Origin of the sequence: Blautia wexlerae (genome assembly GCF_013300825.1) — a bacterium.
Lineage (GTDB): Bacteria > Bacillota > Clostridia > Lachnospirales > Lachnospiraceae > Blautia_A > Blautia_A wexlerae_B.
The window spans coordinates 208,497-221,707 of the sequence record NZ_JAAIMY010000001.1 but is presented as its reverse complement, the minus strand read 5'-3'; the positions used below and the strand labels follow the sequence as shown (position 1 = coordinate 221,707).

The 13,211-nt window shown below is 39.6% G+C and carries 11 protein-coding genes; 1 reads left to right on the top strand and 10 read right to left on the bottom strand.

The features are described from left to right. Positions 1-232 precede the first annotated feature (232 nt). The 5 genes from G4417_RS00935 to G4417_RS00915 form a co-directional block, all read right to left on the bottom strand. The gene (locus G4417_RS00935; RefSeq protein ID WP_055160606.1) at positions 233-1,795 is read right to left on the bottom strand and encodes a recombinase family protein; all 1,563 of its coding nucleotides are present in this window, start codon (positions 1,793-1,795) and stop codon (positions 233-235) included. After that, complete coding sequence (locus G4417_RS00930) at positions 1,788-3,443, bottom strand: recombinase family protein (RefSeq protein WP_055160619.1); 1,656 nt, start codon at positions 3,441-3,443, stop codon at positions 1,788-1,790. Before G4417_RS00930 ends, G4417_RS00935 begins: the two co-directional genes overlap by 8 nt. Then, positions 3,444-5,117 (bottom strand): recombinase family protein, encoded by a 1,674-nt coding sequence (locus G4417_RS00925; protein WP_055160621.1) that lies wholly within the window; start codon positions 5,115-5,117, stop codon positions 3,444-3,446. It abuts the gene before it with no gap. Positions 5,118-5,245: 128 nt separating this feature from the next. Next, the gene (locus G4417_RS00920; protein WP_016286640.1) at positions 5,246-5,491 is read right to left on the bottom strand and encodes a DUF6870 family protein; all 246 of its coding nucleotides are present in this window, start codon (positions 5,489-5,491) and stop codon (positions 5,246-5,248) included. Between the two features lie 110 nt (positions 5,492-5,601). Beyond that, on the bottom strand, positions 5,602-5,763 hold the full coding sequence (locus G4417_RS00915) for a hypothetical protein (RefSeq protein WP_173717658.1): 162 nt from the start codon (positions 5,761-5,763) through the stop codon (positions 5,602-5,604). Positions 5,764-6,135: 372 nt separating this feature from the next. On the opposite strand from G4417_RS00915, the gene G4417_RS00910 reads away from it, so the two are divergent. Beyond that, positions 6,136-6,696 carry a helix-turn-helix domain-containing protein gene (locus tag G4417_RS00910; RefSeq protein WP_055160624.1) on the top strand — a complete coding sequence of 187 codons (561 nt, stop codon included), beginning with the start codon at positions 6,136-6,138 and terminating at the stop codon, positions 6,694-6,696. Positions 6,697-6,799: 103 nt separating this feature from the next. Here the strand turns inward: G4417_RS00910 and G4417_RS00905 are convergent, their stop codons facing one another. The 5 genes from G4417_RS00905 to G4417_RS00885 all read right to left on the bottom strand — a co-directional run bounded on the left by G4417_RS00905 (position 6,800) and on the right by G4417_RS00885 (position 13,184). Next, positions 6,800-8,548 carry an ABC transporter ATP-binding protein gene (locus G4417_RS00905; RefSeq protein WP_019162562.1) on the bottom strand — a complete coding sequence of 583 codons (1,749 nt, stop codon included), beginning with the start codon at positions 8,546-8,548 and terminating at the stop codon, positions 6,800-6,802. Then, positions 8,541-10,358 (bottom strand): ABC transporter ATP-binding protein, encoded by a 1,818-nt coding sequence (locus G4417_RS00900; RefSeq protein WP_055160627.1) that lies wholly within the window; start codon positions 10,356-10,358, stop codon positions 8,541-8,543. Before G4417_RS00900 ends, G4417_RS00905 begins: the two co-directional genes overlap by 8 nt. Before the next feature lie 73 nt (positions 10,359-10,431). Next, positions 10,432-11,202: a hypothetical protein gene (locus G4417_RS00895; protein ID WP_055160630.1), complete on the bottom strand. Its 771-nt coding sequence runs from the start codon at positions 11,200-11,202 to the stop codon at positions 10,432-10,434. A 111-nt stretch (positions 11,203-11,313) separates the two neighbouring features. Beyond that, positions 11,314-12,390 carry a helix-turn-helix domain-containing protein gene (locus G4417_RS00890; protein WP_243872039.1) on the bottom strand — a complete coding sequence of 359 codons (1,077 nt, stop codon included), beginning with the start codon at positions 12,388-12,390 and terminating at the stop codon, positions 11,314-11,316. Between the two features lie 197 nt (positions 12,391-12,587). Next, positions 12,588-13,184: a DUF6040 family protein gene (locus G4417_RS00885; protein WP_055160633.1), complete on the bottom strand. Its 597-nt coding sequence runs from the start codon at positions 13,182-13,184 to the stop codon at positions 12,588-12,590. Between the last annotated feature and the right edge of the window lie 27 nt (positions 13,185-13,211).

The window sequence follows — 13,211 nt, the reverse complement described above, 5'->3', positions numbered from 1 at the left end:
TTCACGAAAAGGCTTATTTTTCAACTATAATGGAATACTTTCTGCAAGACATAATCGCCCCGAGGATGTCAAGTCATTGCTACAAACTTTTTGACCTTTTTTCCTCGATTTTTCCCATAAAACCGTTGTTTGGGAACAGAGGACGTTATATTGTTGTCACAAAATCAGCAGGGAGGATGTAACGTCATTGCTACAAGTTCAGTAGTAGTGGACGTTACATTATTGCTACAAATCAAGTCAGTGATTTCCACTCCACCTCCACTCTCCCGTCATCATACACATATATTCCCTGCACATATTCTTCCAGCATCTCTCGTGTCAGCTTCTCATAGCCTAAATACTTCAACATTTGCTCCACCGGAATATTCTTTTTCATCAGGATTTCTTTCTCGTCGTTTATCAACTCATCCAGTTCCTGTACACGTTTCTGCAGTCGTTCTCTTTCTTCTTCCAACTGCTTCTTGGCTTCCATAAACTGGTTCTGGTTCATCTGTCCCTCGTGATACTTCTCGTAGTTCTGGCGGTTCTGGATTTTTATTTGTTCTTGACACTTTTCACAATCTGCACTTTCCGTCTTATAGGCTTCTATACTGTCCTCATGCTGTTTTCTCATGGATTGCTGCATCTGTTCTTGGCTGATATTCTGACGTAAGTAAGCCTTTATTTCTGCCAGCACGATATGCTCCAGCATTTTGTTATCCGCTTTCCCGGCAAAACACCCTGTATCTTCTTTTCCTTTACTGTAAGCACAGCTATAAAGGATATGACCATGAACAGGACTGCTTGAAGTCAGACTTCTGCGACAATTCCCGCATTTTACATAGCCACCTAATAGTGTTGTTTCCCTGTCAAATTTGCTTTTCTTGGTGTATCTGATCTGCAGAGACTGTGCTTTCTCAAAGACCTCTTTTGATACGATCGGCTCGTGATGGTTTTCCATCACTTTCCACTGATTTCTCGGCACTGGTACTTCTTTCCCTGTTCCGGGATCTGGAATCTTTGTCTTTCCATAGACCATACAGCCTATATAAGTCTTATCATCCACAATCTTCCGTATCATATCACTCGTCCACTGCAATCCTCTTGATGCAGCTTTCTTGCTGTCTGATTTCTGTCGTCTGCTCATAGACTGCAAGGGAGTCAATACACCCTCTTCATTGAATAACTTACAAATCTCCATCTTGGAATATCGCTGATTGGTCAGTTCAAATACTCTGCGAATCACTTCCGCTTCGTCCTCTACAATCACCAGTTCTTTCTTACTTTCAGGATTGATTCGATACCCATACGGTGCAGAGCCACAGCAATACTCCCCTTTTCCTCGTCTGGTACTGACTGCCGCTTTTACCTTTACGGACTGGTCTTTCACATAAAAATCTGCTATCAGTCCTTTAAACTGTACTTCAATATCCGAACTCTTTCCCTTATAATCTTTAGAATCATATCGGTCTGAGATAGAAATGAATCGTACTCCCAGGAATGGAAAAATCTGTTCCAGATAAGTTCCCATCTCAATATAGTTTCTGGCAAAACGTGAAAAATCTTTTACTACAATACACTGCACTTTATTCTCCCTGGCAAGTTCCAGAACCTGCTTAATTGCCGGACGTTCCATACTGGAACCAGAATATCCATCGTCGTAGAACTCCTGAAAGGGCATAGCCACCAGTTCAGGAATATTGGAAATATAATCTTTTACCAGTTTTCTCTGATTAATAATGCTGTTACTTTCTCCCTCTGAGTCATCTTCCATGGAAAGGCGGTAATATCCAATAATCAGTTTCTGATCACTCATGTTCTACCGCCCCCTTAAACCCGAAGTTGATTTCCAGTTTGCCATCACCATATAGATACATACTTTCAATCAAGCCTTCTGCAAATTCCGCATTGATTCTGGTTGTCCCATCCAGCTCCAGCAGGCTTCGTAAAAATCTGGCTTCTTCTTTCTGCTGTTTTTCCAGCTTTCGTATGGTCTGCTCTAAAGACTTCTTTCTCTCTTCGCAAAACTCTTTCCAGCTATTACGGTCATCTTTCATTTCTATATAGGCTTCTTTGGAAAGTTCCCCCTCTTTATATTGCATAAATGCCTGTGCCAGTTTTTCTGAACGTTTTTCCATATCTACATCCAGTTTTCTGATTTCTGTTTGAACTTCTTTGATTTTGGAAAGAAATACCGCACTGCTTATAGCAGACATATTCTTTTTCCGTAAGCCAGATAACTGAAACTGTCTGGTCAGCTCCGAGCGGACAATTTTCTGCAATTTTTCTTCAGAGATAGATTTATGACTACATTTCCTTTCATCCCGATACTGAGCAGCGTTGCAAAAATAATACACATTGCCTCTGTATCTGCGTGTACACATTTTCCGCTTGCAGTCTCCACAATAGAATACATTATAAAATGCTCTTTCATCCTCTTCCCATCCTGCCGTAGTTTTTGTTGTTTTCTGTTGTGCTGCTTTTAACCTGACTTGTGCTTTGTCAAACAGTTCTCGGCTGATAATCGGCTCATGGGCATTTGGCGTAATAATCCACTGGCTTTCATCCAGTATATCACACCATTTTTCACCTCTTTGAAATCTGGATTCATATTTTCTCTGAACCAGATCGCCATAATAATTATTTCGATTCAGCACTGCACGTATCGAAGAATTTCCCCACTGATGAAGATTTTCTACGTCCTGACAGTACACATGATGATATCGGTTATAATCTGAAATTCGATGTACCCCATCCTCAAACAGCCCGTCAATAATGCTCTGTATGCCATCTCCTGAAGCATATTCTTCAAAAATCCTGCGGACAATCTTTGCGGCTTCCGGTTCTACAATTAACTTATAAATTCCATTTACCTTTTCCACACAATATCCGTATGGAGCTGTAGATCCCACATACTCACCGTTCTTCTGTGCAATACGTTTTGCTGCCCGTTCCTTTGCAGAAATGTCTTTTGCGTAAGCATCATTCACCAGATTCTTGATATTCATGGATAACTCCTGATTCTTAGCACCCAGTGCATAGGAGTCATAGTTGTCACATACAGAAACAAACCGCACTTTCATAAAAGGGAGAATCTTTTCCAAATAATTTCCGGTTTCGATATAATTTCTTCCAAATCGTGAGAAATCCTTTACCAGAATACAATTTATTTTACCTGCCCTGACATCATTCATCATCCGTTCAAATCCCGGTCTGTCAAAATTTGTTCCAGTTTTTCCCAGATCAGAATAAATGTCATATACAGCAATTTCATACTCTCTGTCTGGATTTTCATTGTGCTTCTGAATGAACTCTTTTATCAGCGTAACCTGTGTTTCAATAGATTCTGACTTTTTTTCATCACTGTCTACGGATAATCTGGCATAAATTGCAGCCATACATACCGGAATCCCAAGAACTTTCTTCTCTGTGTTTTTCTTATATCTTTTTGCTGTCCTTGCCATTTATCTCGCCTCTTTCCTGCACTCTGTCCGGTGTTCCGCATAAAACCGTCTTATGACTTTCATTTTCTCAATCATATCCTGATAACGGATGTGAATTTTAATTTGCTTATTTTCATAAATATAAATTTTATCTACGGTCAGTGCCAGCAATGTGCGATCCAGTTCTTTGATTTCCAGTGATTTCTTCCAGTCCTCCAACTGAACAGTTGCAGACACTCCACCCTCAAACATTTGCTTTACCAATTTTTTCTGATTCTCGATCATCTGCTCCAGTTCTTCACATTTTCTTCCGTAACTTTCCCGAAAATCATCGAACTCTTCTTTGCTGATCAGTCCCTCTTTCAAGTCATCACCTAAAGACGCTTTCAGACTGTAATAGCGGTTATATTCTTCCTGCAACTTACTAATCTGCGTATCATAACCGATTACCTGATCGTAGCTGACTTGCATCTCACAAAGTTCTTCCATAATCATCTGATAGTCTACAAAAAGTGCCGTATATGCCTGAATCTCTTTCAACACAATTCTTTTCAGCACCTCTTCCGGAATACTGTGTCTGGTGCAATCTCCACCTTTGTTCTTTGTCTGGCAGATATAAAAGGCTTTTTTCTTCCCCTTATACTGATTTACCCTGCGTATCATCGGTGTCTTGCAATCTCCGCAAAACACAAATCCCGAAAAAAAGTTTGCACTGTCTGATGTTTTCGATGCCCTGCCATCATATTGAAGCAGCTTCTGAACCACATCAAAATCATTCTGCCTGATAATTGCCGGATGCGTATTTTCTACTTTCACCCACTCTGATTCTGGCTTATCCAGGCGTTGCTTTACTTTATAGCTGATTCGTTCCTGCTTGCCCTGTACCATGTTTCCAATATAGACTTCATTGGTCAGAATCCTTTTGATCTGCACTGCCGACCATTTCGGTGTATCTGAACTATGGAATCCGGAATTGTAATTTTCACCATTTGCCTTTTTATATTCTTTTGGCGACTGCACATGACGTACATTCAGTTTTTCTGCGATTGCTCCAAGACTGAATCCATCAATTTTCCATGAAAATATTTTTCTTACAATATCCGCTGCATAAGAATCAATCACCAGACAATTCTTATTCTCCGAATCTTTGCAGTAACCATACGGGGCAAATGCTCCAATAAATTCACCTTTTTCACGTTTGATTTTCTGGTGGCTTCGCACTTTACCGGAAATGTCCCGGCAATAGCTTTCATTTACAAAATTTTTGATTGGAACAACAAATGACTTTTCTGAAAAATCTGCTGTTTTACTGTCAAACTGGTCTGTAACTGAAATAAAACGCACATTTAAAGCCGGGTAGGTCTTTTCGATCCATCGCCCGGCTTCTATATACTCTCTTCCGAATCTGGATAAGTCTTTTACAATCACGCAGTTTACTTTTCCAGCTTCTATATCAGTTGTCATTCGTTTAAACTCAGGTCGGTCAAAATTTCCTCCTGAGTATCCGTCATCCACATATATATCAAAGATCTGAATATCCGGCTGGCTTTTTACAAAGCTCCGAAGTAACTCTCTCTGATTTGCAATGCTGTTGCTCTCTGACTTCGCATCGCCCTCTTCCATATCATCTTTCGATAATCGAAGATACAATGCAGCATCGTATATATCTGGCATATTCATTTGCATCTGTTCCATTTTACATCGCTCCCAACTTACTTATTCCATTGAATAGAAGTCAGAAACCATGTATCACGTTCATTTTCCCTGACCTCACATTAACATAACATCTGTAGCTTCGCAAGATATTTTTTCAAGACTTGCATCTAATACATCAACTCCGTTCTTTTTCTTAGATAATCACTGATCGCATCTGTAGCATCCATTTCTCCTGTCATTTCCACGACTACCACATACCCTTCATTCATGTGAGCATACGGCTGATCGCCAGATTTATCCAGAAAAGTTTCCACTTTTTCAGAAATAGCTTTATCCATATCAGGAATTAAATCTTCAATGTCCTTTAACTGCTCCAGATTAACACTGGAATCTATTACTGACTGATTCACCATGATGCTCACCTCTTTTCCAACATATTCTTTGTATAAGTCGTCCTATACCTACAATTTTCTCAATCACATCACCTTACCTTTCGCATTTTGTTCTCAAATTTTATCTATTACTATGGCATTGCATATTCTGTTCGGCGTGTTGGCTTCCATTCGTATAATCTGTTGTCAGCGTTACATCCAACCTCTATCAGAATATTTCTGAATGCTGGCAGCTTCTTCGCAAACTTACCAGCCGTTTCCGGAGTATCTTCGACGCTCGCCCATAAAATCATTTACAGGGTTATGGCATCTGTGAGATCAGATTATACAGCTCATGTAATTTTCAAGGTACAAAAGAGTTTTTTTGAATATCCTTTCACTTATTACAGCCTGGAAACACCAAAATGTTGTTCACTTCAAAAAAATCCTCTCACTAATAAAGCCTGACAGAAGGATTTTACCAACCTCATTTTGCAATAATTTGCAAAAAGTATTTATCCTCATCTGTACATTCGCTTTCATGCGAACCTTTATCGTACTGTCATTTTAATTCGCATTCATGCGAATGTCAAGTGTTTTGTTCGCTTCAATGCGAATCTTTCTGTTTACATTCACTGTTTTTGGTAGTAAAATGGATTTATCAAAAAGAAAGTGGGAAATCTGATATGACAATCGGTGATAAAATAAAAAAAATCCGGACATTCCGGAATATGACACAGGCAGAACTTGGTGCTGCCCTCGGTTGGGGCGATAAAGGTGCAAATCGTCTTGCCCAATATGAAACGAATTACCGGGTTCCCCGCAAAGATCTAGTAACTGAAATGGCTAAGATTCTGGACGTAAACCCACTGACACTACATGAGCCAACCACGATGGACGCCTCTGAACTGATGGAAATTCTGTTCTGGATTGATGAATTTAATCCCGGCATGATTAATCTCTTTCAACTAGAGACATATCCAGGTGAAAAATCAAATTCCAGTGACGATGCCGCTATCCGCTACCATGATTCTGATAGCTGGCCTGCACATTCGCCTGTTGGTATGTGGTTTAATTATAGAGTTCTCAACGATTTTCTGAAAGAATGGACTCTTAGAAAAGAAGAACTGAAATCTGGTGCGATTACCAGAGATGAATATTTTGAATGGAAAATTAACTGGCCACAGACTTGTGATGATTGTGGAAAACGGAAACCCTCAAAACAGTGGCGGAAATCAAACGAATAGAATTTAGTGAAACTTAGCAAAACTTAAATTCACTGTATTTTTTCTCTTTGCTCAAAAATGGCACTGCAAACCAATAATTCTATGGTTTTCAGTGCCTTTTGTTCTATACACTAAGTTTCCAATTTGCTGCTTCCGTCTGCAGATCAACCAGCTTACGATATAGACCATTTTTCTTCATAAGCGTATCATGGTTTCCTTTTTCTGCCACAACACCTTTATCCAGAACAACGATCTGATCCGCTGCTTCAATCGTTCTCATCCTATGAGCGATTACCAGAACTGTCTTCCCACTGACTAGTTCAGATATCGCTTCCTGTATCTGTGTTTCACTGTCCACATCTAAAGAAGCAGTTGCTTCATCCAGTAAAATAACAGGTGCATCTTTTAAAAGTGCACGGGCAATGGAAAGACGTTGGCACTCCCCGCCAGAAAGCGTAGAACCATTTTCTCCGATTACCGTCTGATAACCCTGCGGCAATTTTTCGATAAAATCATGACATTTTGCAGCCTTTGCTGCAGCAATAACATCCTCATCACTTGCACCTTTTCGTCCGACACGGATATTTTCCATAATTGTATTATTGAAAAGAACAACATCCTGAAAAACAATCGAAAAATCTTTCATCAATGCAACCGGATCAATTTTTGCGATATCTGCACCACCAAGTGTAATTTTCCCACCATCCACGTCATAGAATTTAGCTGCCAGTTTTGCTATGGTGCTCTTACCACCGCCGGATGGTCCTACTAATGCAGTCACCTGTCCCTGTTTTGCAGTAAAAGATACATCTTTTAAAACTGTTTTTCCTGTTTCATAAGAAAACTTCACATGGTCAAAAATCACATCATATCCTTTGGTGTGATACTCTGTCTGCCCGTTTTCTAACGGATATTCCTGGATTTCTTTCAAGCGTTTTACCTGTAAATTCACACCAAAAAGTTCTGCCATATTCGCCATAGCTCCAGAAAGTGGATCATACAGACGGGAGGCTGCGATCAAATATAGAATATAAGTAAACAGATCAATTTTTTCCTTTAAAATCAGCGAACTTCCCACAACAATAACCGTTGCCAGTCCAAGCCGTAAGACCATCTGACCGGTTGTAAGAAGACTCGCACTAACCATTTCACTGGAAATCTGCGCTTTTTCTGCTGCATCCAATTTCGCATCCAGTTTCTCCAGATAAGTTTTCTCCTGATTACATGCCTTAATATCCTGTACCGTTTCCAGACATTCCTGTATTCCTTCTGACAGATCAATTCTTGTTGTCATATATTTCTTTGCAAGCAGTTCCTGCCACTTGCGTGAAAGAAGAACAATTGCAAATGCCACCGGTGCAACCCACAAAAGAGCAATTCCCATTTTCCAGTTCATAACAAGAAGTACCAGACACACAATACTTGTAGAAATAAGTGCTCCAAAAAATTGCGGAACTGTATGGGAAAACGCATGCTCAAAACTGGCACAGTCGCCCATAATTGTACTTGTCAGATCAGCAAGGTCACGTTCATGGAAAAATCCAAGCGGTAACGTCCTGAGCTTTTCTGCAAGTGTAATGCGTCTACGTTCACTTTCCTCATAGGTACCAATATAGGCTTTTGTATACTGCAGATAATGAAGGACAAAAATAATCACTAAAATGATAATTCCAACAACTGTATATCCTGCAAATCCTGCCACTTTTTCTTCCATTCCAAGAGCCATAGGAAGCATCGTATTTAATACTATTGCAAGTAGGGCAACCGGGAGCATCAGACTGATATTTGCCAGTACAGAATAAACAATTGCTTTAAAAAGATCCTTTGCACCCTGGACACTCAGAGCGTATTTTTTCTGTAATCTGTTAATCATGATTTTCCTCCTTTCTCACAGTCGTTCCAACCTTCCAGATAATCTGTGTCTGATATTCTTTCCACATGGATGCGTAGACACCATTCTGTTTCAGCAATTCATCATGATTGCCTCGTTCTATTATTTTTCCATCACCAAAGACCAGAATCATATCTGCATCCTGAATCGTGGACAGACGATGTGCAATCATAAGTACTGTTTTTCCGCTGGTCAGTCCTTCAAAGGCAAGCTGGATCTGATGCTCATTTTCCGCATCTGCAAAAGCTGTCGCTTCATCAAGTATAATAATTGGTGCATCTTTCAGAATTGCACGTGCTAATGCAATCCGCTGATTTTCACCACCCGACAGATAGGTTCCTCCACTTCCAACTATAGTATCCAAACCATTTGGAAGTCTCTCTATGATATCCTGACATTGTGCTGCTTCTGCCGCTCTCATCACTTCTTCACGTGTGGCATCTGGCCTGGAAGCTCTGATATTTTCAAGTAAGGTATCATTGAAAAGACGGGTGTTCTGGAACACAAATGCAATCTGCTCCATGAGGTCATTTTTAGCAATCTCACGAACATCCACACCACCCACTAAGACGTTTCCTTCCTGAACATCATAAAAACGTGGAATCAAACTGGCCGCTGTAGATTTGCCACTACCGGAAGCTCCGACTAATGCAATTTTCTTACCATCAGGGACTTCGAAGCTTACATGATACAATGCTTTTTTCTTAGCACCTGGATAAGTAAAAGAAACATCCCCGAATACAACAGAAGCATCCTTTGGCTGTTTTTGTGTATTTGATTCTTTAAGCGGTTTTTCCTGCAAAATTGCTTCTATTCTGCTTACTGCACTTTTTGCCGCCATTAACTGTTCGCTTGCAAACATGATTCGATTCATCATTGTTGTACAAACTGGCGTAAACAGACTGTAAAACAGGAAATCTAAAAACAGTTTCTGACGATCCGCCTGTCCACTTGCTGCCGAAAAAAGCATCAGTGCAGTTGGGATCAGCAAAATAAAAGTTCCATTTAAAGTAATGTTAAATCCCGTCAATGGGATACGACAGCAGATTGCATATCCACTGGCATATTTTTTGTATTCTTCAATCGCTGCATGAAAGTTTTTGAATGAGTAAATGGTTTGCTGGAATACCTTTACAACCGGGATTCCACGAACGAATTCTACCGCTTCTTTATTCATATTTTCCAGTGCGGTCATGTATCCCGACATAAAATCGGCATTATCTCCACCCATCATTTTCTTTAAGAAAAATACACTGATTGCCAGTGGAATCAAACAACAGATTCCAAGTCTCCAGTCAAAGACAAACAACAAACTGATGACTGCAACCGGCATAACAACTGCACCGGTCAGATCCGGCAACTGATGTGCCAGAAACCCTTCAGTCAGTCCAGCATTGTCATCAATAATTTTCCGAAGTCTGCCACTGGCATTCTGACTGAAATATCCAAGCGGTAACGTGACAATATGGTGCATTGCCTCTTTTTTCATATTGGTAGCTGTACGAAATGCTGCCAGATGCGAACAACATAATGCTACAAAATATAATAAAATACTAAGTAACGAAAATGCTACTGCAAACCACGCATAATGCCCACTGGAAGCTGCCAGTGACAAATCTCCCTTTTTCATCGCATACAAGATATCCCGAATCACAAACCAGATACAGACAAATGGAATAATAGAAAGCACCGTGGATATTCCTGCCAGAATGCAGCTGGCAATAGTCAACCAATGACGTTTCCCTGCAAATCCCCACATCCGGGATAACTCGGCATTTTTCTTTTTGCTCATGACCTTATATCCTCCTCAAAAAGCCGGTGGCATCAGAATCTCTCCGATTTCCACCGACTCAAATTTATTTTCACTATTCAGACAGATTCTCTTTACAGAATAACTGTATACAGTTCTCAACATCGGCTTTCGTATAGTCAACAGAAATTCCTGCTGCCAGCCAATAAGCATATTCACCTGCATCATATTTTTCCAATGCATCCAGGTCACTTCCATATCTGAACTCAATGTGCCATGTAGTTTTCATCGTATCCGGAGCGATACAGAAATAGGTAAACTCGCCGGAATCAGCATCATCACTTTCGTAGATGTACAGACCACGCGTTTCTTCCATACCTACGTAATGATAAGAATGACTGAATACATCATTCCCCTCTTCATCCACACCAGATATTGTTGTTCCGTCAAACGTGAACTGATCTATATTCTGTAAAAATTCACAGTCGTATGCCATATTTCCATCCTTGTAGGTTTCCACTGCCTCTTCACCGGTGACTGTTCCAGTTACCATAGAAGACATTTTTTCAACAGCCGCCTGAGCATTATCCTCTCCTACAATTGCAGCACTGTCATCGAGCCACAGCTGATCGTATTCATCTGCCAGAATAACCGGCCACAGTTCCTGATAAGTACCTTTCAGATCGCATAAAAGCTGATCTGCTGCATCCTGATTCTCATCAGTTTCACTTTCCTTCTGTACGCTTGTAGTCTGTTCTTCTGTAGCACTGTTTTCTGTGTGCTTTGTTTCAGATGTGCTACTGCCTGTATTTCCACATCCCGTCAATAAAGAAATAGACAAAGCTGCTGCTAAAAACAAACTTGTTAATAATTTTCTCTGTTTCATTATAATCCTCCTAAATAAAAAATATGTATTAGTCAGTCTTATCTAACCAATGCATATTTTATCTGGTACTAATATGAAACTCAATGACCTGGCAGACTAGTTTCTATCCAATCAGACATTCTTTTTATACTCCGTTGGTGTCATTCCATATTCACCTCGAAATGCCGAAGTAAATTTATTGGGATTTGTATATCCGATTTCTGTTGCGATTTCACCTACAGATAAATTCCCCTCCCGTAATAATTTTTCAGCAATTTGTAAACGATAAGTCCGGAGATACGCATAAACAGGTGCACCATACATTCCCTTAAAACAACGTTTCATTGCCGTAGGTGATATTTCAAAACGCTCTGCCAACTCCTCAATTGTATAATGTTCTTTGATATGTCCTACAATAAAATCATGAATCTGTCTGGTACAGTTCCTTTGCGATTTTGAGAAATAAACATAGTCGTTCTTAATCCTGTCAAAATTCATTTCTGTTAGTATCAATAAAAGCTCCAGAAGCTTTATTCTGATATAACTAGGCTTTATATGTTCCTGAACAGTATATAATTCCGAAAATATATGTTGGACAGTTTCATTTGCACGAACCATATAAAAATCCTGTTTTCCTGCAAACTTTGAAATTCGGGTAAGATTAATAGAAAGAAGTTTCAAGATTCTTCTCATCTCATCTGTAATTTCTTCCAACTCAATCGTTATCGTTATCCCATGATAATGGGAAGTAGGAAATGTTGATGTATGTGATTTCTTATGCAAGGTACAAATGGATAAATTTCCCGCTGCCATATAGCAATAACTACGCTCTCCAAACGCACACTCACACCGCCCCTCCCGACAATAATTAATTTCAATAAATCCAGGACGTGGACTCTGCATCTTATTACAATATTCCATATGCATATCATTATAGACCAGCTCCATTCCTGGAAATGTCTGATATACGGCGATATCTCCTGTACCACTTTCATTCTCAAGATGAAATCTTGAACATATAGCATCTTCTTTTTTTCTCCGGACAGAAGATCCATATAAATCAACACTTCTGAAATCCGATTCCACTTCCGAAGACGCAAAAAGTATATCTCCAGCAACCTTATATGGATTGTCCTCTGTTGTTACTGTTCTCATATTACACTGTCCACTTTCTTCCGCTGCTTTTCTTACTTTTGTCTCCTCTTTCATAAAACATCATAGCTTATCTCCTTCAGTAATTAGTTTTATCTAACTTTCTCATATAAAAAAATGTTACCTTATAAAGCTCCAGTCCCTACAATAGGTAACATTGTTTGAGTTTCTATACTCTTTCAGTGTAACACCGTTAGGACTGACTGACAAGAAAATATAGAAATTCATTATAGCAAATAAATTCGATTTATTGTTCAATAGCCAACATTCTTATTATTCAAATATATTCTAATCAGAACAGCCCCTACATTTATGACAAAAATCACAAACAGCAGATTAAATGGCAAATATTCCCGTATCAAGTTTCCTAATACCGCAATAAAGGAAAAGCTGGCTATCAAAACCATTTTATAAATATCATCCCATATCTTTCGATACCATTCAATTCCGCCCCATACAAGAAATACACCCCCGACACTTCCCGCCATAATCACAGCACTTGAAAATATTCGTTCAAAAACTACCTCTCCCGTAGAATATCCCATATAATCCAGCTGTTCAAACCATATCGCATACTTTCTGCACCAATTAACTGGCAACATGATCAGTTGCATTAAATCCCTTTGAAATGCTCCATTCTGAATAAGTGAAAAGAATATGACACAAAGATATCCCCAAGTCCAGAAAAACTGTATTTCTTTCATATCCTCCATTTCCGATTTTGCTTTTCTCCTGGCTTTTTGTATCTCCATATCTGCCCGTTTCTTTTCCCTTTCAGCCTGATACTCTGCCTGTCTTGCCTGTTTTTCTGCTTCTTCCTGTTTTTGCTGTGCCTGTTCAACCGCTTTCACCGACGATTGGTTCACCTGTGTCTGTAA

What these genes read in the sequence shown, in the direction of transcription:
- G4417_RS00935 (WP_055160606.1), bottom strand. Translation starts at nt 1,795, where the DNA reads ATGAGTGATCAGAAACTGATTATTGGATATTACCGCCTTTCCATGGAA.
- G4417_RS00930 (WP_055160619.1), bottom strand. Translation starts at nt 3,443, where the DNA reads ATGGCAAGGACAGCAAAAAGATATAAGAAAAACACAGAGAAGAAAGTT.
- G4417_RS00925 (WP_055160621.1), bottom strand. Translation starts at nt 5,117, where the DNA reads ATGGAACAGATGCAAATGAATATGCCAGATATATACGATGCTGCATTG.
- G4417_RS00920 (WP_016286640.1), bottom strand. Translation starts at nt 5,491, where the DNA reads ATGGTGAATCAGTCAGTAATAGATTCCAGTGTTAATCTGGAGCAGTTA.
- G4417_RS00915 (WP_173717658.1), bottom strand. Translation starts at nt 5,763, where the DNA reads ATGATTTTATGGGCGAGCGTCGAAGATACTCCGGAAACGGCTGGTAAG.
- G4417_RS00910 (WP_055160624.1), top strand. Translation starts at nt 6,136, where the DNA reads ATGACAATCGGTGATAAAATAAAAAAAATCCGGACATTCCGGAATATG.
- G4417_RS00905 (WP_019162562.1), bottom strand. Translation starts at nt 8,548, where the DNA reads ATGATTAACAGATTACAGAAAAAATACGCTCTGAGTGTCCAGGGTGCA.
- G4417_RS00900 (WP_055160627.1), bottom strand. Translation starts at nt 10,358, where the DNA reads ATGAGCAAAAAGAAAAATGCCGAGTTATCCCGGATGTGGGGATTTGCA.
- G4417_RS00895 (WP_055160630.1), bottom strand. Translation starts at nt 11,202, where the DNA reads ATGAAACAGAGAAAATTATTAACAAGTTTGTTTTTAGCAGCAGCTTTG.
- G4417_RS00890 (WP_243872039.1), bottom strand. Translation starts at nt 12,390, where the DNA reads ATGAAAGAGGAGACAAAAGTAAGAAAAGCAGCGGAAGAAAGTGGACAG.